The sequence below is a fragment of the Granulimonas faecalis genome (assembly GCF_022834715.1).
Taxonomy (GTDB): domain Bacteria; phylum Actinomycetota; class Coriobacteriia; order Coriobacteriales; family Atopobiaceae; genus Granulimonas; species Granulimonas faecalis.
On sequence record NZ_BQKC01000001.1, the window covers coordinates 1,549,953 to 1,573,890 of the forward strand.

At 69.1% G+C, this 23,938-nt stretch carries 14 protein-coding genes; 2 read left to right on the forward strand and 12 right to left on the reverse strand.

The genetic code is table 11. The features are described from left to right. Positions 1-13 precede the first annotated feature (13 nt). The 9 genes from OR600_RS07075 to dnaE all read right to left on the reverse strand — a co-directional run bounded on the left by OR600_RS07075 (position 14) and on the right by dnaE (position 17,002). On the reverse strand, positions 14-1,819 hold the full coding sequence (locus OR600_RS07075) for an NAD(+) synthetase (RefSeq protein WP_265590906.1): 1,806 nt from the start codon (positions 1,817-1,819) through the stop codon (positions 14-16). A 785-nt stretch (positions 1,820-2,604) separates the two neighbouring features. Beyond that, the gene (locus OR600_RS07080; RefSeq protein WP_204407779.1) at positions 2,605-2,988 is read right to left on the reverse strand and encodes a desulfoferrodoxin family protein; all 384 of its coding nucleotides are present in this window, start codon (positions 2,986-2,988) and stop codon (positions 2,605-2,607) included. Positions 2,989-3,130: 142 nt separating this feature from the next. Beyond that, positions 3,131-4,582, reverse strand: coding sequence for an amino acid permease (locus tag OR600_RS07085; protein ID WP_204407781.1), 1,452 nt, complete (start codon positions 4,580-4,582; stop codon positions 3,131-3,133). A 3-nt stretch (positions 4,583-4,585) separates the two neighbouring features. Then, entirely contained in the window at positions 4,586-6,034 is a 1,449-nt protein-coding gene (locus OR600_RS07090) for an APC family permease (RefSeq protein ID WP_135978770.1), read from the reverse strand. A 95-nt stretch (positions 6,035-6,129) separates the two neighbouring features. After that, on the reverse strand, positions 6,130-8,403 hold the full coding sequence (locus tag OR600_RS07095; RefSeq protein WP_251173113.1) for an APC family permease: 2,274 nt from the start codon (positions 8,401-8,403) through the stop codon (positions 6,130-6,132). 60 nt (positions 8,404-8,463) lie between these two features. Continuing rightward, entirely contained in the window at positions 8,464-9,822 is a 1,359-nt protein-coding gene (locus tag OR600_RS07100) for a C1 family peptidase (protein WP_265590907.1), read from the reverse strand. 81 nt (positions 9,823-9,903) lie between these two features. Next, the gene (locus tag OR600_RS07105) at positions 9,904-11,271 is read right to left on the reverse strand and encodes a C45 family autoproteolytic acyltransferase/hydrolase (protein ID WP_251173111.1); all 1,368 of its coding nucleotides are present in this window, start codon (positions 11,269-11,271) and stop codon (positions 9,904-9,906) included. Positions 11,272-11,552: 281 nt separating this feature from the next. Beyond that, a complete protein-coding gene (locus OR600_RS07110) occupies positions 11,553-13,004 on the reverse strand; it encodes an amino acid permease (RefSeq protein ID WP_251164094.1) in 1,452 nt (483 codons plus the stop codon). Between the two features lie 131 nt (positions 13,005-13,135). After that, positions 13,136-17,002 carry a DNA polymerase III subunit alpha gene (gene dnaE / locus OR600_RS07115; RefSeq protein ID WP_251173109.1) on the reverse strand — a complete coding sequence of 1,289 codons (3,867 nt, stop codon included), beginning with the start codon at positions 17,000-17,002 and terminating at the stop codon, positions 13,136-13,138. A 169-nt stretch (positions 17,003-17,171) separates the two neighbouring features. On the opposite strand from dnaE, the gene OR600_RS07120 reads away from it, so the two are divergent. Then, on the forward strand, positions 17,172-19,991 hold the full coding sequence (locus tag OR600_RS07120) for a hypothetical protein (protein ID WP_265590908.1): 2,820 nt from the start codon (positions 17,172-17,174) through the stop codon (positions 19,989-19,991). Here OR600_RS07120 and OR600_RS07125 read toward each other — a convergent pair. From OR600_RS07125 to OR600_RS07135, 3 genes are all read right to left on the reverse strand, one after another. Further along, positions 19,982-20,443 (reverse strand): MarR family winged helix-turn-helix transcriptional regulator, encoded by a 462-nt coding sequence (locus OR600_RS07125; protein WP_251173107.1) that lies wholly within the window; start codon positions 20,441-20,443, stop codon positions 19,982-19,984. The genes OR600_RS07120 and OR600_RS07125 overlap by 10 nt on opposite strands. Before the next feature lie 197 nt (positions 20,444-20,640). Next, positions 20,641-22,785 carry a PD-(D/E)XK nuclease family protein gene (locus OR600_RS07130; RefSeq protein ID WP_265590909.1) on the reverse strand — a complete coding sequence of 715 codons (2,145 nt, stop codon included), beginning with the start codon at positions 22,783-22,785 and terminating at the stop codon, positions 20,641-20,643. Further along, positions 22,782-23,087 (reverse strand): YerC/YecD family TrpR-related protein, encoded by a 306-nt coding sequence (locus OR600_RS07135; protein WP_204407188.1) that lies wholly within the window; start codon positions 23,085-23,087, stop codon positions 22,782-22,784. Before OR600_RS07135 ends, OR600_RS07130 begins: the two co-directional genes overlap by 4 nt. A gap of 86 nt (positions 23,088-23,173) precedes the next feature. On the opposite strand from OR600_RS07135, the gene OR600_RS07140 reads away from it, so the two are divergent. Further along, positions 23,174-23,536, forward strand: a complete 363-nt coding sequence (locus OR600_RS07140) for a phage holin family protein (RefSeq protein ID WP_265590910.1) — start codon at positions 23,174-23,176, stop codon at positions 23,534-23,536. Positions 23,537-23,938 lie beyond the last annotated feature (402 nt).

Consider the following 23,938-nt stretch of genomic DNA (forward strand, 5'->3'; position numbering starts at 1 on the left):
AGCGCGGCGGCGCTCAGTTCTTGGAGAAGAGGCCCGATCCCCAGATGTCGTCGCCGTCGGTGGAGAGGCCCCCGCCGAGGGCGAAGTCGCGCAGGTAGCCGCGGATGTCGGTGGGCATGGCGGCCTCCGCCGGGTCGGGCACCGAGGCCTCCACACCGGCGATGGCCTGGAACCGCCCGATGAGCTCCGCCACGTCGTCCGTCGGCTCGCCGTCGTCGGAGAAGACGCCGTCGAGCTCCTCGTCGGTGCGCACGCGGTCGTCCCAGTGGCACGAGAGCGGCATCCGGTGCTCCACGAGGGAGCGGTCCGACAGCACGGGGCCCACGGGGCAGGTACGGCGCCCAAGCTCCGAGGCGATGACGCGCGAGAGGACGGCGCGGGCCTCGTCGGGGGGCGTCCCCGCGCGCACGAGGTCCGTGAGCGACTCGCCGCGCTCGATGACCCTGAGCAGCAGGGAGTCTATGTCCGACAGCGAGCGGGCCTTGGAGCGCAGGCGCGGCAGGGCCACGATGCCGACGGGCACCTCGAGGCGCGCCTGAACGGTGCGGGGCACCACCGGGCTCTTGAGGTTACGGTCGGACACGAGAGCGGTGAGGTCGGTGCGGTAGACGTCCGAGAAGGGCGCGAACAGGGCTCCGTGGTAGTCGTCGGGGTCCTGACCCAGGGCGAGGGCGGTCTTGTCCACTGAGGTGAGCGGCAGGAGGCGCTCGTCGGGAAAGATGCGCGGGGCGACGGCGCGGGCGAACCGGCACCAGAGCGACGGCGAGGCGTCGCCGAGGAGCTCCCCCACGGCCGAGAGGGTCTCCGCGGGCACCTCCTCGCAGCCGATGCGCAGGTTGGAGGCCAGCCGGCGGGCATCGGCCACAGCGTCCCCGCCCATGGCCGGTACGATGAGCCCGTGCACCCGGGTGGGGCCGAGGGCGTCCACGGAGAGCGCAGCGAGGGCGCAGGAGAGGAGGTCGCCCGTCATGGGCAGCCACACGCCGTCCCACCCCTGCTTGTCCACGAAGTCGCGGAGGGTCACCGTGAGGGCGCTCCAGAGTGAGCGCATGCGGTGGTACGAGGGCGGCGCCACCGGGTCCTCGAGCGGGCCCTCGGCGAGGGGCTCGACCTCGGTGACGGCAGCGGCCTCCTCGAAGGCGGGCAGCACGCAGGCGAGCTCGCCCCACGGCGCGAGGATGAACGAGCCGCCGGCGTAGGCCATCTCGTCCTGGGCGCCCACGGAGTTCACGGCCACGAGCCAGCTGTTGGCGCGCGTGGCGTCCTGAAGGTAGAAGCCGTCGCCCACCGAGCTGGCCATGGACGTGGCCTCGTCGTCCGTGTTGTAACCCTCGAAGGGCAGGTAGACGATGACATCGGCGTTCTCGACCCCCTGGGAGTAGACGTCCAGTCCCGCGAAGTCGAAGGCCACGCCGAAGTCCGTGTCGCCAAGCTGGAACTGCACGGCGGGCTCCTCCACGGGCATGGAGCCGCGGGCGTTGACGTTGGCCAGGTAGGAGGCCATGCGCAGGGGCACGATGCGACCCTCGTGGATGTAGGCGACCTCGGGCACCGGGGCGCCGGCGAACTCGAAGACGAAGGGCACGAGCGACGGCACGGAGCAGCCGTCGGCGAGGCTGTCGAGGGCCGCGGCGACGTCCGCCTGGAAGCCCTCGGCGTTGAGCAGGGTCTGGGGGTCGTAACCGGTGAGCACGCAGGCCGGGTACACGGCGAGGTCGGCCCCCTGGCGCACGAAGGCGCGGTCGTGGGCGAGAATCCTCTCGACCGTGTCCTCGAAGGCGCCCATGGTCGCGTTCATCTGGGCAATGGCAATCTTCATGGAAAGCCTCCCTCTCCCTTGGCCCCAAGCATACCCCACGGGCACAAACCGCGTGATAGCGCCCAATGGAATTGAGGAGGTCCCGCCATACATAGACGTATCCACCGCTGCGGGCAGCACCCGCCACTGTCCCACCACCCGGACACTTTTGTCCCAATGGTCGGACACTTCTGTCCCACCTCGCCGGCGGTGCGGGGCCGCCCCGGTCCGAGGCCGCGGCGGCGTGCGGCGGGGCCGCCCTGTAGGGGTTGCGTGCGGCGGGGACGCCCTGTAGGGGCGCCCTGCAACGGGGCGGCGGGTCGCGCACCGGGGCGCCTTTGCGTGCCGTAACCCGCCCTCCAAGGCCCCTTTGCGGCAGAGAGGCGCCGGAGGGCGCACGGCAACGCGGGCCCGCGCCAGAGGGGCGTTGCGGGGCGGCCCTGCACGGCACCGCCGCGACCGCCCCCGACGGGCAGGGTGCCGTTGCGGAGACGCCCCGCCTCGGGTCACGGTCGCCGCCGCGACCAAACATCACAATCGCAATAGGATAAGTGACAGATGGGCCAGGCACCTCTGTCACGTGACAGATGGGCCAGGCACCTCTGTCACGCGCCTCTGTCACGCGCCTCTGCCACGCGGCCCCGGAGACAACCCCGCCGCAGGCCACGACCCCGTCACAGGCCCCCGTCAGGCAGGGAGGCCCCGGCGACGCACTCGCCGGGGCCTCCCATCACAATCGCAATAGAGGAAGTGACAGATGGGCCAGGCACCTCTGTCACGTCATGCGCTCCGGAAAGGGGCGCGGCCTAGAACTCCCGCTTCCACAGGCCGTGGAGGTTGCAGTACTCGTAGGCGGTGCCGTGCTCGATGCCCTTGCCGTTGAAGGTGAGCTCGGGGGCCTCGCCGGGCTTGAGGTACTTGATCATGACGTTGCCCTCGGGATCCACGACGGCGGCCCACTGGATGTAGTGGGCGTCGAGCATGGGGTGGTCGGCGGAGCCGATGTGCACCACGATGTCGTCGCCGTCGCGGGTGACGACGGGGACGTGCTTCTCGGTGGCGGCGTCGGTGGAGTCGGCGACGAGGAGCTCCATGGGCTCCCCGCAGCACACCGGCGTCACGCCGCCGTCCTGCACGGTGTAGAAGATGTTGCCGCAGTGGTTGCAGCGCCAGAACTTGATGTCTGCCATGGTTGGGTCCTTTCGTCTGTCGGGAGCCGGTCCGGCCCCCACGATCCTTGACTGTCTACCACCGGGCGCACCGCCCATGCGCCGCGCGGGAACGCCCAGAAGAAATCCAAACCCTCCCCCGGCGAACCGGGCGGCGCCGGCGTCACGGGACGATGAGCACGACGCCCGCCACGGCAGCCGCGAGCACGCAGAGCGCGAGCACCTGCTCGCCGCGCGGCAGCCGCTCGCCCCGGCGCGCCCAGAGATACACCGGGAGCCCCGCCGCATAGAGGATACAGGCCACGGCAAGGAGCTGCACACCGGCCTCTAGCACGAGGTATGCGGAGAAAAGCGATCCGAGGGCGCCCGTGACGAGTCCCGAGCGGCGCCCGGTGACGCCTCCCCAGGGGCCCCGGAGCGCCAGCTTGAGGAGGAACAGGCAGCACACGAGGTAACAGGGCATGGCCATGACTGCCGTGATGTTGACCATGGCCGACCACGCGGCCCCCGAGAGGAAGTGGGCGGCCACGAGCATGCACTGGATCAGGACGCAGGTCACAAAGAGCGAGAAGGTGGGGGCGCCGAACCGGTTCTCCCGTGCGAAGGCGGCGGGGAACACGTGGTCGCGGGCGGCGAACAGCGGCATCTGCCCGAGCATCACAGTCCACACGAGCCACGCCGAGAGGAGCGACACCACGACGCCCGCCTTCACCACGGCGGAGGCCCACCCCATCCCGAGGGCGTCGAGGATGGAGGCCATGGAGGGGCTCGCGGCGGCGGCGACCTGGTCCTGCGTGAGGCAGCCGAAGGGCAGGAGCGACACAAGCACGTAGAGCACGAGCACCACGACGTAGCCGGCCACCGTGGCCGCGGAGACGGCCTTGGCGCTCTTGGCCTCCCCCGACACGACGACCGCGCCCTCGACGCCGATGAAGAGGAACAGCGTCACCGTCATGGTGTCGCCGACCTGGCCTAAGAAGGCCGCTGGCTCCAGGCCCGCGAGGCCGGCCGAACCGGCCAGGTGCTCCCCCACGAAGGCGAGGGAGAACCGCGACGCCAACAGGCAGGCGAACAGCACGATGGGCACCACCTTGCAGACGGTGCCCACGACGTTGATGGCGGCCGAGCTCTCGGCGCCGCGACGCGCGAGGAGGAACATCGCCCACGTGACGCACGAGGAGAGGGCCACGGACGCCCAGTTGCTGCCGTCGCCGAACACGCCCAGGAAGACGGCGTCGAGGGTGGCCGGCAGCAGCACGCCGTAGGCCACCATGGCGAAGATATTGCAGACCCAGTAGCCGTAGGCCACGAGGTAGCCCGCCAGCGGGCCGAAGCCCCGCTCGGCGTAGGTGTAGATGCCGTTCTTGAGCTCGGGCTGCTGGAGCGACAGCACGCGGAACGTGTTGACGACGAAGACCATTCCCACGCCGGTGACGACCCAGGCGAGGGCGACGGCGGCAGGGCCGGAGGTCTCGGCCACGGACTTGGGGAGGTTGTAGACCCCTCCCCCGAGCATGGCCGAGACCACCAGGCACACCAAGCCGAAGAAGCCTATGCGGCGGGTGGGCGTGCCGCCCGCCGGAGCCGCGCCTGCGGCAGCGCCTCTCCCACCCACGGATCAGCCGAAGTCGATCTCGTGCTTGAACACACGAGTCTGGACCAGGTAGTAGATGACGCCGAGGAGCACCCAGCCCCAACCCATGAAGAGAATCTGGGGGTCGATGGAGAACAGGATGGCACCGGTGACCAAGGCGCCGAGGACAGGCAGCACGGCGGACCGCAAGAAGGGCAGCTTGACCTTCTTGCGGCCGAGGGCGTACCAGATGACGCAGATGTTGAGCAGGCAATAGGTGGACAGGGCGCCGAAGTTGCTGAGCTTGGCCACCTGGGTCATGCCGAGCGGGATGAGGAACAGCAGCATGACAAGGGACAGGGCGCACACGAAGAGCGTGGCCACCTGGGGCACGCCGGTCTTCTTGTCCATGATGCCGAGTTCCTTGGGCAGGGCGCCCGAGCGGCTCATGACGTACAGCACGCGCGAGATGGAGGTGGTGGCGGTGAGGCCGGTGAAGGCGCCGAGGGCGATGGCGTTGGCGACGGCGCAGACCACGCCGAACCAGGGGCCGCCAACGGTACCCGCGAGCAGGTAGAAGCCGGTGTCGGCGTGGCCGGCCATGATGGAGCCGGTGGGGTCGACGCAGGTGGCCACGTAGCACATGCCCACGAACATGCAGGCGAGGATGACCACGATGACGAGCATGGACTTGGCCGGCCCCTTCTTGGGGTCCTTGGCCTCCTCGGTGAGGGTCGCCACGCAGCCGAAGCCCACGAACGACATGGCGCCGAGGGAGACGGAGCCCATGAGGCTCTTGGGCTCGATCTTGGACGGGTCGACGAACGCCGTGAGGGTGAAGCCGCTCGTGGAGGGGTGCCCGAGGATGTAGGCGACGCCGAAGACGATGAACATGGCGAAGACCACGATCTCGCAGACCAGGGCGACCTTCTCGACCTTGATGGCGTTGCCGAGGCTTCGGATGGACAGGCACGTAACGAACGTGAGGAAGATGAGGCACCAGGCCCACACCGGCACCTGGGGGAGGTACTGGTTCAGCGCCTGGCCGGCCTGGATGAACATGAGGTCGGGCGTGATGAGGTACTGCAGGAGCATGAGCCAGCCCGCGACGAAGCCCACGGCGGGCGAGATGGTCTGGCTGGCATAGGTGTAGATGGAGCCCGACGACGGGAACAGCGGGATCATCACGCCGAAGGAGAAGACCGTGAAGAGCATGCCCACGGCGCCGATGAGGTAGGACAGGGCGGGCATGCCGTTGGAAGTCTGGAAGATGGAGGCGTAGAGGGCGAAGGGCGCGATGGGCACCATCATGATCATGCCGTAGGACACCATGTCCTTGATGCCCAGCTTCTTGGGCGCCGGTATCTTCTTCTCCGGCGTCACAGGGGCCATGCCGCCCTGGGTCTCGGGGTCGTAGTGGTACCTGAGACCACGCTCGCCCGGGACCGCGACGGTCGTGGCGGACGCTCTCTCCTCCTGGGTGCTCTGGGCCATTTCAGCCTGCTTTCTTGTCTGGTCCGGAAAGGCGCCGGCCGGGACTGGTCCGACCGGCGCCGAGGTGTTTCCTATCTACCCACGGGGGCGTTGGGCTACGCCTTGGGGGCGTCGCCCTCGTCTGCCGCGACGGCGTGCTTGGCCGCGGGAGCGTCGTGGGCAGGTGCGTCGCCCCCGCCTGCAGCGGCGGCGTGTTTGGGCACGGGCTTGGCGGCACCGGCGTCCCCGACAGCGGCGTCCTTGGCGGCCTCCTGCTCCGCGGCCAAGGCCTCCCGGGCGGCGCGCTGGGCGCCGGCGAGGGCGGAGTCGGCCGCGATGCGGTTCTCCTCGGCCTGGATGCGCACCTGCTCGCGGGCCACGGCGGCCTCCGCGTCGGCGAGGGCCCGCTCGTCGGCCTGCTCCGCAGCGGTGGCGGCCCGGGCGTCGGCAGCGGGGTCGGCCGGGACCTTCTCGGCGGCCACCATCGCCGCGGGCGCGGCGGGGACGTCGGGGGCCTGCCTCACTGCCACGTCGGCCGAGGGGGTCGAGGGGTGCTTGAGGCCCGCATCGGCAGACGTGCCGATCTTGGCCGCGCGGGAGATCTGGGGCGGCTGGCTCAAGGGGATGGCGGGGCTCACGCCGCCGGCCGCGTCGATGGCGGGCTTCACGGGGTGGTTGATGGCGGCGGGGTCGTCGGCCGGAAGCGTGCCGGTGGCCTCGGCCTGCTTGATGGCGTCCTCAGGCAGCTTCTCGTTGGGGTCCCACAGGCGCTTGATAGGCAGGCCCATGGGGTTCTGGCCTTCGGAGAGCAGCGAGGTGGGGACGTTGGAGGCAACCGGGGCCGGTTTCTTCAGGCCCTCGACCTGCCAGGTGAACGGGGCGAACTGGTTGGCGGGGTCGGCCCAGTCGTGCTTGCGGGAGACCTGGTAGAGCAGGAAGGAGATGCCGAGGACCACGGCGATGATCACGGCGATCACCACCACATAGGTGACGGGGCTGCCCACCTCCTGGGCCACCTGGGCGGGAGGGATGATGGCGAGCACGATGCCGAAGAGGCAGGAGGCCAGGCCGAGGCAAGCCACCACCCAGGCGCCCACCTTGCCGCCGGGCACCTTGAAGCTGCGGGGACGGTTGGGCTGGTCGTGGCGGAGCTTGAGGAACGACACGAACATGAGCACGTAGTAGAGCATGTAGAGGATGGTGATGGCCTGGGTGATCAAGATCACGAAGCCCTCGATGTTGGGGATGAGGAAGCACAGGAAGGCCACGACGGTCATGAAGGCCATCTGCAGGTACATGAGGCGGCTCGGCATGCCGTGCTTGTTGTTGCTCTGGAGCTGGCGGGGCAAAAAGCCGGAGCGGCCGGCCTGGCCGAGCATGTAGGAGGGGCCGGCCATGTTGGTGACGAGCGACGCCATGCCGGCGCCGAGGCCCGCCCACACGAACACCACGTAGATCCACGGGGCGCCGAAGCACTCTCCTAAGATCTTATAGGTCTGATTGAGGCCGTAGACGAGGTTCATCTGGCTCTCAGGCGTCACGATGGCGATGACCAACGTGCCGGCGATGAAGATGACGAGCGTCAAGATCATGCAGATGAAGATCGAGGCGGGGAACTCCTTCTGGGGGCTCTTGAGCTGCTTGATGTGGGCGGCGTTCATGTCGATGCCCGCAAAGGAGAAGAACACGCCGGCGGCCAGGGAGAGCGTGGCCAGCTTGAAGCCTCCGGAGAACGGGTTGAACGCCTCGGGGGTCACGGTCACATTGGGCTTGTTGCCCTGGGCAAGCCAGACCACGCACATGACGATCATGAAGGCCAGCGGGATGAACGTGCCGATGAGGACGCCGTACTTGGTGATGCGCGCAAAGGCCTTGACGCCCTTGGTGGAGACCCACGTAAGAATCCAGTAGTAGGCAAGCCAGGCCACCATGATGAGGAGCTGGTTCTGGGGGTGGTTCATGAAGTCGACGGCCCAGTCCCAGTCGGGCGTGAAGAAGCCGATTGTGGTGGAGGCGGTGGCGACACCGGAACCGAAGTTGATGGAGGTCTGGAACCAGAGGACCAAAAGGCACGTGAAGGCCAGGCCGGGGCCCATGGCCTCGCCGACCCACCGGAAGATGCCGCCGCGCTGGGACCAGCCGCTGGCAAGCTCGGCCGCCACGAGGCCGGTGGGCAGGAAGAAGACGATGGCGCCGATGACGAAGAGCGTGATGGAGGAGAGGCCGTAGTAGGCCTGCTGCACGTCGTTGGCCACGGAGCCGATGATGGTCACATTCATCATGACCAGGGCCATGAGCGAGATGTACTGGCCCGACTTGTCGGGCCTGGGGGCCGCGGTCACCGCGTCGGCATGCCCCTTCACCTTGTCAAGGTGGTGATGTCCAAACATGGGAGGACCTTTCAAAAATCGAAAGGGGGAGGGGCCCGGCCCCTCCCCTAAGGACAAAAACTAGAGGCTGGTGACCGGGTTGAAGGTGTTCCAGAAGGGCCACACGACCGGCTCGCCCTCGAGGGCCTTCTGCAGCTCGGGCGAGAGGAACGACCTCCTCACGGCCACCTCGTAGACGAACTCGTCGAACCACTCGTCGCTGCAGACGTAGTAGCCGTTGTGGCCCACCTTCTTGCCGTGGGCCTCGGTGCCCCAGGAGTTCTCGATCTTCCATTTGTCGGGCTTGCCGTCCACGATGTTCACGCCGGCAATCATCATGGCGTGGGTGGGCAGGCTCTGGTGCATGGCGAAGCGCTCGGCCTTGTCCATGGAGAACTCGACGCCGAAGAGGTCGTCGAAGTCGTAGAGGTCGGGGCTCATGACGCCGAGCTGCTCGTCGCAGTGCTGAAGCACGTCGCAACCGAACCACACGGGCTCGCCGGCCTTGAGCTGGTCGATGACCGCGGCCTTGAGGGTGGGCATGTCGACGTTGAGGTAGAGGTTCTCGCGCTCGGGGACCTGGTCGGAGTCCTCGATGGCGTAGGTGCGGCCGTAGGGGTTGCCCTCGCCGGGGACGTTGATGACGCCCACGTAGTCGTCGAGGTCGATGCCCACGTAGCGCCTGTAGAACTCGAGGGGCGTGAGGCCGTAGACACCGTGGAACTCCTTCTTGGAGTCGGTGTACTCGAAGTCCACCTTCTGGGGCGGCTCTCCGAAGGCCACGCACAGCACGCGGTAGACCTCGGTGAGCATGGCCTCCTCGGCGGCCTCGACGTCGGCGTCTGCAGCGCCCTCCCTCACCATGGAGCGGAGCTTGAGGGCGTCCTGGCGCAAAAGGTGCGAGAGGACCGTGTTGATCTGGGCGGTGTCGTTGGTGCAGGCCGTCTCGACCATGGCGGCATGGGGCACGACGCCGTACTTCTCGATGAGGCCGCAGACCATGTCCCAGTCGCCGCCGTCCTGCATGGGGGCGTTGACGAGCCACGTGACCTCGCGGTCGTCGAGACCCTTGTCGGCCGTGGCCACGATGTGGTCGAGGAACCAGTTGGAGCGCTCGAGCTTGTTGTAGAAGGCGAGGTAGGCCTGGGAGAGCTCGAAGGTGCCGCGGGGCAGGTCAAGCTCCTTCTCCACGTGGAAGCGGCAGAAGTTGAGGCACGCGAACATCCAGCAGCGGCCGGACTGTTTCTGGTTGGCCACAGCCTCGTCGTCCACATCGATGGAGAACGCGAAGGCCGGGTTGGAGAGCCCCTTGGCCACCTGGATGTCCTCGGACGCGGCGAGGATGCCGTTCTTGGTCACCGCGCGCTCGGCGACGTGCTGGGTCGTGGCGCCCTTGTAGGCCTCGGCCATCCTCGCGATGGATTCCTTGCTCAGTTTCATGGTGTCTACCTCGTCTCCTGTCGTGGCCGCCCCGGCGGCCGCTGTCTTCCTTACGTCTCTATGGGCACCGCCGTGCCGGCCCTACTCGAAGAGGGTCCAGGGCTGGGAGGGGCGGCTCTTGGTGTAGCCCTCCTGCCAGCGCCAGAGCGGGTGATGCTCGAAGAACTCGTCGGCGTCGAACTCCACGCCGTCGGCGCGGCCGTAGCGGCCCCAGAAGCGCATGGCCTCGATGTCGTCGGCGCCCGCCGCCTTGCCGTCGCACGATCCCGCCGGGTAGAAAGGCACGTTCCACACGGCCGCCGGGTCATCGGCCCAGTACTGCGGGTCGACGTCGTAGTGGCTGCAGATGGTGCGGCTCGACGGGTTGTCGTAGCCGGTGTAGACGTCGTAGGTGTCGGCGAGCATCCTCTTGGCGAGCTCGACGTCGATGGAGCCGGAGTGGCGCTCGATGAGCTCCATCCAGCGTTGGCGCCGGGCGCCAGTCTGCTGGCGCGGGTCGTTGAAGCCGTTGTCCTTGCACTCGAGGTTGCGGATGCGCGGGTCGAACACCGCGTTGCAGCCGAAGAAGCAGCCGTCGTGGGTGCGGTCGAGGGACTGGAACTTGAGGCCCTGCTCGTAGCGGGCCACCTCGCCGGTCTTGGTGTCGGCGACAAGCCACGCGTTGGCGTAGCCGCCGTTGTTGCCCTCGTCGATCAGGCGCACGAAGTCGTCGATGGAGTCGGCGAACTGCACGGCGTTGCGGGCGCGCACGTACTCGGGCATGCCGCCCTCGTCGTAGCCGGAGAAGCCGGCCAGGGTGGTCTCGGTGACGGCCAGGCCGGCATCGTTGACGTAGTAGTCGGTCATGGAGTCCACATAGCACGGCACGGTCTGCATGACGAAGCGGCGCCCCTCGTCGGGCGTGACGTCGAGGCAGACGTTGAAGTACTGGCCCGCCCAGAACTCGTCGAACGACTCGTGGGCGATGACGGGGCGACCGTCGGCGGTGGCGCCGCCCGTGGCCACGATGGCCGAGCAGTGAGAGGCTTTGTGGGTCATGATGTTCTCGGGCATGGCCCCCACCACCTTGGCGGCGTTGAGGGGCCACCAGTACCCGGTGACCTCGTAGTAGGCGTTCCAACCAATGAGGTCGTCCACCGTGGAGGGGACGCCGGCCGCCGTGAGGCCGTCGGCCATGCCGCGGAGCTCGTCCATGAGGCGCTCGGGGATCTTATCCTTGTGCAGGCGCACGGCCTGCTCGCAGAACCACTGGTAGCTCATGCCGTAGGTCTGCAGCGTCATGTAGTCGTACACACGGAGGGCGTCGGCGTACTCGTCGGCCAGGAGGTAGCCCTCCTGGAACCCGCACTCGTAGGGCGTACCCGCCACCTTCACGTGGTGCCATCCCGCCACGTCGACCCTCGACGCCCCGTCGATCATGGCCTGCTGCCTGTCCGTGAGACCGCCCATGGGACCCCCTTGGTTGCCGGAACCTTTTCAGAGGGGGGTAGTACCCCTTTTTGTTTTCAAAAACCACGGGTATGCCCTCGTAACATCGATATATGCATACCTTATATTTAATATATTTTAGATACTTATTTTTAATCGAACCCCTCGGCCCGGTATGCCACGGGCCTGAAAGTTGCGGACGGTCAAATTAAATACATTGTAGGGACAGCGGTTGTGGAGAAAGCGTGCCCGTAGCTAAAAAATGAGGTAGGCCCTTCTTTTCTGTCCGTGCCCCCAAAGACTCAAGCAAGGACCTGCAACGCGAAACCCAGAACCGACGCCGCGGCCACGGCCACGATGGCCACCATGGCCGCCCGTTCCCACGCCTTGAGCGGGACGCCCCGCCCCGACTGGCGCAGCCCCACGAGGAAGAGCGGGAGGCCCAGGGCGAAGACGATGCTTGCGAGCATGAGGTTCTCCACCCCCGCGGCGACGAGCAGCACCACGCCGAACAGGCAGCCGGCGGCGCCGACGAGGAAGGCCCGGGGCCTCGGCACCCCCGGGGCCTGCCAGTCGCTCCCCACCACGGCCTCCTTGACCAGGAACAGGCAGCAGCAGAAGTAGGCCGGCACCGTCATCACCGAGGTGATGGAGACCATGGTGTCCCACGCCTCAGAGCCCAGCAGGCAGGCGAGGACCAGGAAGAGCTGGGTGAGGGCGGCGCAGGCCAGAAGGGAGCGCCCCGGGGCGCCGAAGCGGTTGCGGGAGGTGAAGCGGGCCGGAAAGATGCCGTCGGCCGCCGCCGACGTGGGCATCTGGCCCTGCATGCACATCCACACGAGCCACGACGACAGGATCGACACCACGATGCCCACCGAGACGAGGACCCTCCCCCAGTCGCCCGCCAACGCCAGGAGAATCTGGGCCGTGGAGGGCGAGGCCATGGCGGCGATGTCGTCCTGGGAGAAGACGCCGAAGGGCACCGTGGACACGAGGACGTAGAAGACCAGGGCCACGGCCAGGGCTAGGGTGACCGCCCTGCCCACCGCCTTCTGGCTCGTGGCGTCGCCGGAGACCACCACGGCCCCCTCGATGCCGATGAACACCCACAGGGTAACCATCATCACGTCGGCCACCTGGCCCGCGAGGCCGTCGGCCGTGCCACCGGGGGCGGCCGGGGCCGAGCCGAAGAAGCCTCCGGAGAAGACAGCGGGGTCGAAATGGGCGGCGCACACCGCCACGAAGACCGCCACGGGCACGAACTTGGCCACGGTGCCCACGATGTTGAGCACCGACGCCTGCTCCACGCCGCGCCGTGCGAGGGCGAAGACCGACCACACCACCACTGAGGCGCCCAGGAGGGCGGGCACGGTGTTGCCGGCCCCGAAGGCGGGCACCAACGGCGAGAGGGTTGCCATGAGCAGCACCCCGTAGGTGGCCATGGCGCAGCAGGACGTGCACCAGTAGCCCAGCATCACCAAAAAGCCGACAAGCCTGCCGAAACCCCGTTCTGCGTAGGCGTACACGCCGTTGGTGAGCTCGGGACGCACCTGGGCGAGGATGCGGAAGGTCCCCACCACGAACCACATGCCCAGACCGGTGAGCAGCCACGCCACGAGGGTGGCCCCGGCCGAGGCATGGGCGGCCACGGCGCCGGGCAGGGAGTAGATCCCGCCCCCCACCATGGCCGAGACCGAGATCCCCACGAGCCCCACGATCCCCACGCGCTCCGGAACGATCCCGCCCTTGGCCATGTCGCTGTCCCCCGCTCCCGTCGCAGCAGTGAAAAAAGACGGCCCCACTCAGCGCGGGGCCGCCGGCACTCCTTCTTGTGGGTTCCCCATATGGGGGTCCCTGATTCAGCCGCGGCGCGGCGGGCCGGCGCCTAGGCCACCTGCACCTTGCCCTGGGCGTCCACGAGGGCCGCCACCTCGGCGTAGAGCACCACGGACTGGGCGTCCACGGTCACGGGCATGGAGAGGCGCATGAGCCCCGCGCCACCGTCCACGTAGAGCTCCAGGGAGTCGAGGCCGCCGTGGCGTGACGCCGAGCGGGAGAGCGCCGAGAGGAACTCCTTGGTGACCCCTTCCGCGGGCATGAGCACCTCGAGGGTCTTGGGGCGGTTGGCCTCGTCGTCGAGCAGCAGCGGCTCCACCGACTGGGCCATGAACTGGTCGCCGCGGTCGGAGCGGTCCACGCGGCCCTCGATGCGCAGGAAGATGTCGCCGTCCTCGTCGGGGAACAGGAGCGACGCGCACTTGGAGTAGGTCTTGGGAAAGACCACGACGTCGATCTTGTTCTCCATGTCCTCCAGGGTGACGATGGCCATGGGGTCGCCCTTCTTGGTGGTGCGCTTCTGCACCGTCGAGGCCATGCCGGCGAGCCAGATGGTGCGCTCGTCGTCAACGGCGCGCATCTCGGTGACGCCGTCGTCGGCCGTGTGCTCGTAGCCGTTGAGCACCTCGCCGATGGAGTAGCTCCGGGCCTTGGTGAGGGCGTACTCATAGGGACGCAGGGGGTGGTCGGACACGTAGATGCCCAGCACCTCCTTCTCCTGGGAGAGCTTGAGCGTGCGGTCCCACTCCTCACCGTCGGGTTCGGGGACGTCGGAGGCGAAGCCGGAGTCGGCGACGTCGGCGAACATGTCGAAGAACGAGACCTGACCGGCGGCGCGGTCCTTCTGGCGCTTCACGGCGGCGTCGAGGATGTTCTCGGGGTTGGCCTTGTCGACGAAGTGGGCCAGCTGCTTGCGGGTGTAGCCCGTGGAGTCGAAGGCCCCGGCCTTGATGAGGGCCTCGATGACGCGGCGGTTCACCTGCGTGGTGTCCACGCGATCGCAGAACTCGTGGATGGTGGCGAAGGGGCCGCCCGCGGCGCGCTCCTTGAGGATGAGCTCGGCCGCCCCCTCGCCCACGCCGCGGATGCCGGCGAGGCCGATGCGGATGCCCTCGGGCACGGCGGTGAACTCGATGCCGCTCTCGTTGACATCGGGGGGCAGCACGTCGATGCCCTCCTGGCGGCAGGCGCCGATGTAGTGCACGATCTTCTCGGTCTTGCCGGTGTAGCTGGTGAGCACGGCCGCCATATACTCGCGGGGGTAGTAGGCCTTGAGCCAGGCGGTCTGCATGACGAGGATGGCGTAGCCGGCCGAGTGGCTCTTGTTGAAGGCGTAGGAGGCGAACTCGAGGACGTCGTCCCAGATCTTCTGGGCCACCTCGCGCTTGTAGCCGTTCTTGACCGCGCCGTTGACCCAGTGGTCGTAGGTGGTCTCATCGGCGCCGTCGTCCCAGTGGAAGACGGTGCTCGTAAGCAGCTTGATCTTCTTCTTGGCCACGGGCTTGCGGATGCGGCTGTCGGACTCGCCGGCCGAGAAGCCGCTCATCTTGACCGAGATCTTCATGACCTGCTCCTGGTAGACCATGGTGCCGTAGGTCTCGTCCAGGATGTCGGACAGGCGCTCGTCGTAGAAGGCCACGGGCTCGCGGCCGTTCATGCGGTTGATGTAGGAGTCCACCATGCCGGCGCCCAGGGGGCCCGGGCGGTAGAGGGCGATGAGGGCCACCACCTGGCGGTACTCCTTGGGCTGCATGGACTTGATGGTGGCGGTCATGCCGCCGGACTCCACCTGGAAGACGCCCGCGGTGTGGCCGCGGCCCATGAGGTCGAAGATGGCCGGGTCGTCGAAGGGAATCTTGTCGACGTCGATGTCCACGCCGGTGGACCCCTCCTTGAGGGTGGCGCGCACGGCCTCGGGGGCGGCCTCGGCGTCGGCGGCGGTACCGTGGTTGGCGCGGATGTTGGCGAGGGCCTTGGAGATGACCGTGAGGGTGCGCAGGCCCAGGAAGTCCATCTTGAGCAGGCCCATGTCGGCCACGTCGTGGCCCTCGTACTGGGTGATCTCGAACCCGCCCTTGGTGTCGAGCTTGGTGGGCACGTGGTCGTTCACCGGCGTGGGGGCGATGAGCACGGCGCAGGCGTGGACGCCCTCGCCTCGGGTGAGGCCCTCGATGGAGAGGGCCGTGTCGATGATGTCCTTGGACTCCGGGTCGTGGCCGTAGGCGTCGGCGAAGTCCGGGCTGTAGAGGTCCTCCTTGCCCGGGGTCTTGTCGAGCACCATCTTGAGCTTGGCCTTGGGGTCGCCCGACACCATCTTGGAGAGCTTCTGCCCCATGTAGACGGGCTTGCCCAGCACGCGGTTGGCGTCGTTGATGGCCTGCTTGGCCTTGATGGTGGAGAAGGTGATGACGTGGCACACGCGCTCGGGGCCGTAGAGCTCGCGCACGTGCTGCACGACCTCCAGACGCCGCTCGTCGTCGAAGTCCATGTCGATATCGGGCATCTCGGAGCGCTCCGGCGAGAGGAAGCGCTCGAACATGAGGCCGTTCTCCAGGGGGTCGAACGTGGTGATGTTCATGGCGTAGGCCACGATGGCGCCGGCGGCGCTGCCGCGGCCCGGCCCCACGCCGATGCCGTGGTCCTTGGCCCACTGCACGTACTCCTGCACGATGAGGAAGTAGTCGGCGAAGCCCTTCTCGCAGATGACCTTGTACTCGTACTCGAAGCGCTCGAGGATGGACTCGCCGCCGATCTCGCGCTCGCGCCAGTCGTCGCCGTAGCGCTTGGCAAGGCCCTCCTCGCACTCCTTGCGGAACCGCTCCTCGGAGGTCTCCCCCTCGGCGAGGCCGGGGAACTTGGGCAGGTACATGTGGGTCCAGTCGAGCTCGAAGTCGCACTTGTCGGCGATCTCGAGGGTGTTGTCGCAGACCTCGGGGCACCAGTCGAAGAGCGCGCGCATCTCCTCCTCGCTCTTCATGTAAAACTCGCCCTGACCCGACCCCGGCGGGTTCTGCGTCATCTGCATGCGGTTGGTGTCGTCGAGGGTCTTGCCCATGCCGATGCAGCTCACCACGTCCTGCATGGCGGCGTCGGTACGGGTGAGGTAGTGGAAGTCGTTGGTGGCCACCACCTTGACGCCGATGGCCGCGGCCATCTCCAGGAGCGTCTCGGTGAGGCGGCGGTCGGTCCAGCCGGGGAAGCGGTCCTCGAAGTCGAGCCCGTGCTCCTGGACCTCGAGGTAGAAGTCGCCGGGGGCGAAGGTCTCCTTGAAGGTCTTGGCCCAGCGCAGGGCCTCGCCGGGGTTGCCGGTCATGATGTTGCGCGGGATGATGCCGGCCACGCAGGCGGAGGTGCAGATGACGCCCTCGGAGTGCTCCTGGAGCATCTCGAGCGTGACGCGGGGCTTGTAGTAGAAGCCCCGGGTGGCGGCGTCCGACACGATCTTCATGAGGTTGACGTAGCCGGTCTCGTTCTTGGCCAGGAGGATCATGTGGTAGTACTCGGGCTTGCGGTCGCGCCGGAGCTCGGAGTCCGGCGTGAAGTAGACCTCGCAGCCGAAGATGGGCTTCACGCGGGGCTTGGGCTTGACCTCGTCCAGGGGGCGACCGGCCTCGTGGCAGGCCATGTCGGCCTCCCACTGGGCGTGGCGGCGCTCGTCGGACGCGTCGGGCTCCTCCACGGGGCGGCCCTTCTCGAGGTTGTCCTTGTCGTGGAACCACTGGTCGTAGTCGGGCTCCGCGTGGTTGACGGCGTCGGTGGCCCGGGCGAGGGCCGGGACGCCGCACATGTTGCCGTGGTCGGTGATGGCCACGGCGGGCATGCCGAGCTCGACGGCCCGGGCGACCATGTCCTCGACGCGCGTGGCGCCGTCGAGCATGGAGAAGTCGGTGTGGTTGTGCAGGTGCACGAATGCCATGGCATGACTCCGTAGGGTCGTAGGGACGGTCGTGCCGCGTTGGCGGGTCCTTGATACTACCCGACACGGGGGCTGGCGGAGAAGGTTCTGGAAACGCCCCACGCCAAGAAAACGGGGACCGACTCGGGGCATATTCCCCTTCCTGGCAGGAGACGAGGAGGAAACCGCCATGGACACGACCCATCTCATCGACAAGACCGGGGCGGGGTCGGTCATCCACTCGTCCACCGTGGCCGAGGAGCGCTTCGTCAACCTCTCCCACACCGACCCCCTGGCCGCCTTCTGCTTCGCCGTGGGCGTGCTCTCCATCGTCCTCATCGCCGCATCCATCGGCTCCGCCAGGCTCAAGAGCCGCTTCAAGTGGCTGGGGACCATGGGCGGCAAGTTCGCCCTCATCCTCGTGGGGGCGTTCTTCCTCCTGCTGCCCATCGCCATCCACCTGCCCGGGTCCCACGGCGACCTCTGGCCCGGGCTCGCCCAGGCGGTGCCGGCCACGTTCTACTTCACCGTCAACATCACCGGCGTGGCGGGCGAGCTGGAGGAGTGGACGCCGGTCATCCACCAGGTGATGGGCGACGGGTTGCTCTCCCTGCTCTACTACCAGGTGCTCTGCTTCTACACCGTGGCGGCGCCGGTCATGCTGGCCCTCACGGCCGTGGACTTCTTCGCCAACGGCTTCACGGGCCTGCTCCTCTATGTGGAGAGCGCCAAGAAGTCGGTCCTGGGGCGCGACATCTACGTGTTCTACGACCTCAACGACAACACCGTCACCCTGGCCAAGGACCTGCTCGACCACGTGCAGAAGGGCGGCAGGCGAAGCCGCTCCATGCCGCTCCTGGTGTTCTGCGACCTGTCGAGCGCCGCCGTCGCCGACGGCAACGGCATGGCCCAACAGGTGCGTGAGGAGGCCTACGGCTGCGCCACGGTGGTGTTCACGCCCCTGGGGCTCGAGAGCGTGCCCGGCCACCTGGCGCGCTGGACCCAGACCCGCTGCAACGTCTACTACCTCGTGGTATCCGACGACACCGACGACAACGTGCGCGCCACCATCGCCCTGTGCGACACCCTCACGAGCCAGATGGTCTCGTGGGAGATGGGCGCGCGGGCCTGGGACGTCGACCGCGTGGGCGCGCGGCCCTCCCTCACCGACCGCACGCGCCGCTACGCCGGCAACATCCACGTGTGGTGCGTCCACGGCAACCCCGACGACGACCTCATCTTCGACTCCCTCCCCCACCGCCGCCCCGACGAGGAGGTCCTGGCGCGCCTCTTCAGGCGCAACCGCGGCCACGGCTCCAAGGAGGAGCGGCGCCGTCGCATCGTGGAGGGCCTCTCCCCGCTCATGGTGCGGGTGCGCGACCTCGTGGAGGTGCGCCTGCTCTCCGAGGAGCGCCAGGTGGTGTGGGACTCCCTCGTGAGCCACCCGCTCACGGAGGTCCTCGACCCCGTGGACGTCTCGGCGGGGCTCGTGCCCCGGCAGCGCCTCGTCGTACTGGTGCTCGGCGTGGGGTCGTTCGGCGCCGAGGCGGTGCGCGCCGCCTTCTGGTTCGGCCGCCTGCCCGGAGTGGAGCTCCGCATCGTGGGCGTGGACCTGGAGGCGGGGAAGCGCCTGGGCGAGCTCGCCGCCATGTGGCCCGGCCTCATGGCCGAACGCGTGCCCGAGGGCGAGCCGTCGTGCCTGGCCGACCTCGCCGAGCCGCTGGCCGAGGACGGGGCGGAGGGGAAGGCGCTGCCCACCGTGTGCCTCGTGCAGGCGGACGCCCGCACCGAGGACCTCTCTCCGCTGCTCGCCGGCAAGGAGGTGGAGGCTCTCTGCTGGGGGCCCGACGGGGCCGGCACCTGCACCGTCTCCATCGGCAGGGAGAGCCGCGTCTACACCGTGACGTGCCTCGGAGACGACGAGGTCGACCTCGACGTGTCCCTGAGGCTGCACCGCACCCTCTCCGAGCGCGTGCTCGCCGGCACGCTCGACGAGGCTACGCCACCCCAGTGCAACCCTCTGGTCTCAGTGCTCGTGCGCAGCGAGGAGGTCCTGGAGTCCGTGCGCAACATCTCCGGCGGCGAGGAGCGGTTCGGCCTGGTGCCGTTCGGCTCCACCGAGGACGTCTTCTCCTACGACTCCATCCTGGCCGCCCCCTGGGAGGACGCCTCGGTCAACCTGCAGGCCGCCTACGACGGCGCCCAGGCGGCCGCGGCGGGGAGGCCCACCGAGGTGGGCCGCGGCCGGGCCATGGAGGACTACAACGCCTACGAGGTGAGGAAGCTCTCCAACCGCGCGGCCACGCGGTTCACGTTCTACCGCCTGTGGTGCCTGGGACTGGGCGACGGGGCGCAGCGCGACGTGTCGGGCGAGCTCCAGGGCCGCTGGCTCGCCAAGCTGGGTGTGGCCCCTGTGCTGGAGCGCCTGGCCGCCGGCGACGCCTGCGCCGTGGCCGCGCTGGCCGGCGTGCGCCCGGGGCCCGCCGGCACCGGTGCCGAGGAACGGGCGGCCCGCCGCAGGGCCCTGGCCGCCGGCGACGCGCGCCTGCGCTCCGAGCACCCGCTCCTCTGCGCCATGGGCGACCTGGAGCACGCGCGGTGGTGCGCCTTCCTCAGGGCCAACGGCTGGCGCGCCCTGGAGGGCGGGTTCGACGGTCTGGAGCGCACCATGGCGTTCGTGGGCCGCTCACCCCGACCCGGCAAGCCCCACCCCCACGAGTCCATGCGCCTCATGCGCCACTACTACCTCGTGGACGACCCCGCCACCTACCGTGACCACGGTGCCGACTGCGCAGACGACCCGGCTGCCTGCGACCGCATGGTGGTGGCCGAGTGCCTGCGGATCCTCAGCCACGGCTACGTGGCCCCCAAGGTGGGGCTCCCCAGGGGCGGCGCCCCGGCCGACGGTGGGGCGGAACGGGAAAGGCCCGCCGCCCCCGGGGGAAGGGAGGACGGCGGGCCCGGGAAGGCCGGTTCCGGCGGTGGGAACGCGACGGGCGCTCAGTCGTAGGCCACGTTGCGGATCATCGCGGCCATGGTGCGGGCGCTCACCGAGAGGTCGCTCTCCTGCACGCCGTCGAGCAGCGAGCAGATCATGCGGCTCTCGGCCTCGGCGTAGCGGGGCGCCTCGCAACGGGCCTTGCGGGTGGCCTCCACGCGGAGGGCCCGGTTGTCGATGTGGGACGGCTGGAGGGTCACGTAGCCCGCACGCTCGAGGCCCGACACGAGCTTCTTCACGTTCTGGCGCGAGTACCCCATGTACGAGGTGATGTCCGAGAGCGATATCTCGGGCGACCGCGCGGCGAGGACGACCTTGAGGGCCTCCCACTGACGGAACGTGATGTCGGAGGCCTCCGTCTCGAAAAGGGCGGGTATTCTCGTGGTGAGAAGCCGTGTGCCCTCGATGATCAGGCGGGCGGCATGCTCCTGCTCCTCCTGCAGCTCGACGCTCTCCCTCTCCATGGGTACCCCCTGTCCTCCCCGACCGACACGTCCTGCCCCGCAGCCACGGCGGGCATTTCACACCGGCTTATACAACGTGCTTAGTCGATATGTTAGCGGGTGGGACCTTCCCGCTGCAAGTCATTTCTGAATGCAATCCAAAATATGGGTGAATATAGGTGAACGGCAACTTGTCGGCGCCCACCGGCCGAAAGACCTCAGAGGGCCCGCCGGGCGCGCACCTCGGAGCACGAGAGGCGGGAGAGCGCGGCCGTCAGGCGGGCGAGGGTGGCAGCGTCCCCAGGGGCGTGAGACGCGGCCAGGCGCCCCGGCCATCCGCTCCCCTCGACGAGGGTACGGACCGCCGCATCGAGGGGCATCGTCGCCGCAGCCGAGACGGCGCCCCCCAGCACGGCGAGGGCGTGGGCGAGCCGGGACGACGGGGGCGCCGCGAGACCGGCCTCGCCAGCCAGCACGCCGCGGTCGAGGCGCCGGTGCGAGAGGCGCCCGGTCTGCGGGTCGCAGCCCGTGGCCAAGAGCAGGAGATCGCCGGCGGAGAGGGAGAAGAGGGGGCCCACGAGGAGCGGGGCGAGCCCCCGGGCCGTGTCGCCGGGCTGCGAGAGGAACGTTGCGGCTGCAGAGACCTGAAACTCCGGGGAGAGGGCAGCGTCGTCCACGGGCGCGCCCTCCGGGGAGCGGCGCCTGGGACAGCCCGGCGCGGGACAGAAGGCGCAGGCGCGGGCGTCCACGGGGGCGGGGGCGAGCCGACCGGCGAGGATGGACCCCACGGACGCGGCCACGTCGTCGGCCACGGTGTGAAGCACGGCTGAAAATGCATCCGGTTGCATATCGTTCACAAAAGGTAGCATGACCGTGGATCCGAGGCCCTCGGCCGTCCCCGCACCGGCCGGCTCCCACGGCGCCACGGTCCCCTCGTAGAGGGCCGATCCGGGGCGCAGCCGGGGGTCCACGCCGTCGACCATGAGGGCGTAGAGGTAGGCCTGGGCGTGACGGGGGGCCGGGGCGGCGACGGGGCCGGACGCGGTGCAGTACTCCTCGGCCGCGGAGCGGTGCTTGTAGTCCACGATGCGGGCCAGGCCGTCCGGGGCGACGTCGATGCGGTCCACCGTGCCCACGAACGACGCGCCACCCAGGACCTGCGGGCACTCCCGCCCGAAGGCGGCCTCGAACCACCGGGGCTGCAGCCCGTCGCCGTGGGCGGCCTCCCACGAGAGGAACCCGGCGAGCTCGTCGGCCACGGCGGAGAGGCGCGCCAGCTCCTCGGCCGAGTGAGGCACCACGGACTGCTGCGCCGCCCGACGGTAGGTGCGCACTTGGTCGCCCAGGTCCCCCGCGAGCTCCTCGTCGAGGAGCTCGAGCGCACGGCCCAGGGTGTCGGGCGCGACGGCGCTGCCCCGGACGGGGGTCAGGGGCCTCTCGTCCGGGTCGACGCCGGCCGCCGCGCAGGCCTCCTCGTAGAGGCGGCGGTGCACCCGCTCGAGGACGCGGTGGACGAGACTGCCCACCGCCGCGCCGTCGAACGTCGCGTCCACCCGACCCAGGGACAGGCGCCTGAGGGCCAGCCACTTGCCGGGGCACTCCCCATAGGACTCCAGCTGGGACGCTGAGAGGCGCGGCAGGCCGCCGACACGCTCGTCGGTGCGGCAGACGACGAGGGGCCGCGCCGCCTCGTCCACGGGCCCGGGGGCGTAAGCGGGCGGCACGGGGACGGCGGCGTCGGGGGCCGGCCCCGCCGCGGGACGGCCGGCAGGGACAGGTGGCGCAGGCGGGACGAGGGGCGGGAGCAGCACGGCGAGGGCGCGGCGGAGCTCCCCGGTGGCCGGCAGGGAGCGGGTGCCCCTCTCGGCGGCGACATCGAGCAGGGCGTCCCGCACGCGACGGAGCGCCTGGGCGCAGGCGGGGTCGTCGGCAGCGGGCCCCTCCCCCATCATGCGGACCGCACGGGCGGGGCGCCCCTGCTCGAGGGCCGCGAGGGCGCGGCAGAGGTCGGGGCGCCGGGAGGAGCGGGCGGAGGACGCGAGCGACCGGAGGACGTCGCCGGGGCCGAGGGTGCGGTCGCCCCTCCAGGAGCGGTCGAGGCGCCAGGCCTCCGCGGGGCCGGGGCCGAGGGGCTCCCTCATCCAGAACGAGGTCACGGCGCCGAGGCGCGTCCAGGACCGGTCCGCCGCGGCCGAGAGGCGCAGGGCCTCGTCGACGGGCATCCCGGCGAGGGACTCGCGGTGCAGGGGCCACTCGCGGGCGCGGCGGGAGAGGTCGAGGGCCGTGACGACGAAGCCGGCGACGAGCCACACGAGCTCGGCGGCCCGAGGCGTCACGGCACCGTCGTGCGGGGCCGTGCTCAACGGGCGCCGTCCATGCGGTCGAGCACGAGGCGGTAGCCGCCGAAGCCGCCGTTGAGGAACTTGGAGACCCGGCTCACGGTGGTCGAGGAGGCGCCGGTGGCCTTCTGCACGCTGGCGTAGGGGTCTCCCGCGTCGAGCATGCGCGCCACCTCGAGGCGCTGGGCGAGGTCGTCGATCTCGCGGACGGTGCAGAGGTCCACCATGAGGGCCTTGGCCTCATCAACGGTAGAAACGGACACGAGGGCGGCCGCCAGGGCGTCCACATCGGGTCTGCTCATCTGCTCCTCGCGCCGTCGGTCCATGGGGTCTCCTGGGAACATACCTTCATATCTGACACGTCACCCTCCCATGGTACGGTACGCCGGGGAGCGCAGGACAGGAGCAACTCATGGGTTTTATCGGCCGTTGGCTCGTCACCTTCATCGCCACCATCGTCACCGTGAACATCGTCCCAGGCATCTTCGCCGTAGGCGGCCAGTGGGTGGGCCCGCTCGCCTGCGCCCTGGTGCTGTCGCTGGTGAACGTCTCCATCAAACCGGTGCTGCAGGTCATCGGGTTGCCCATCACCGTGCTCACGCTGGGCATCTTCTACATCGTGATCAACGCGGTGCTGCTCGAGTTCTCCAGCTGGCTCGCCCGCGCGGTGCTCGGGGTGGGCATCTACATCGACAGCTTCGGCTCGGCCCTGATCGGCGCCATCGTGATCTCGCTCGTCTCGATGATCCTGTCGTCGGTGATAGGAACCGACTAGCCGGCCCCCGTCCCATCACCCGGACACTTTTGTCCCATCAGTCGGGCACTTTTGTCCCAACGGCCGGGCACCGCTATCACTTGACAGCGGTGCCCGGCCCATCTGTCACTTATGATATTTCTCAATTTATATATTCCGGGCATGCCGGAGCGGGCTTTGGCATGGGTCTTGACGCACATCGAGCCGAGAGACCCATGCCACAGGGGCCTTCGGCATGGCCGGTCCCGATGTGAGAAAGAGAAGGCGCCCCGACCCTCCCGAGGGGTCGGGGCGCCCGACGGCCCGATTGTCCTGCGCCGTTACTTGCGGCGCTTTCGGGCCGACGGCTTGGCCGCGGACCTGCGGCCGGCCGGGGACTTCGCGGGCTTGGCCTCGGGATCGGCGGGCTTGGCCTCCGCCGTG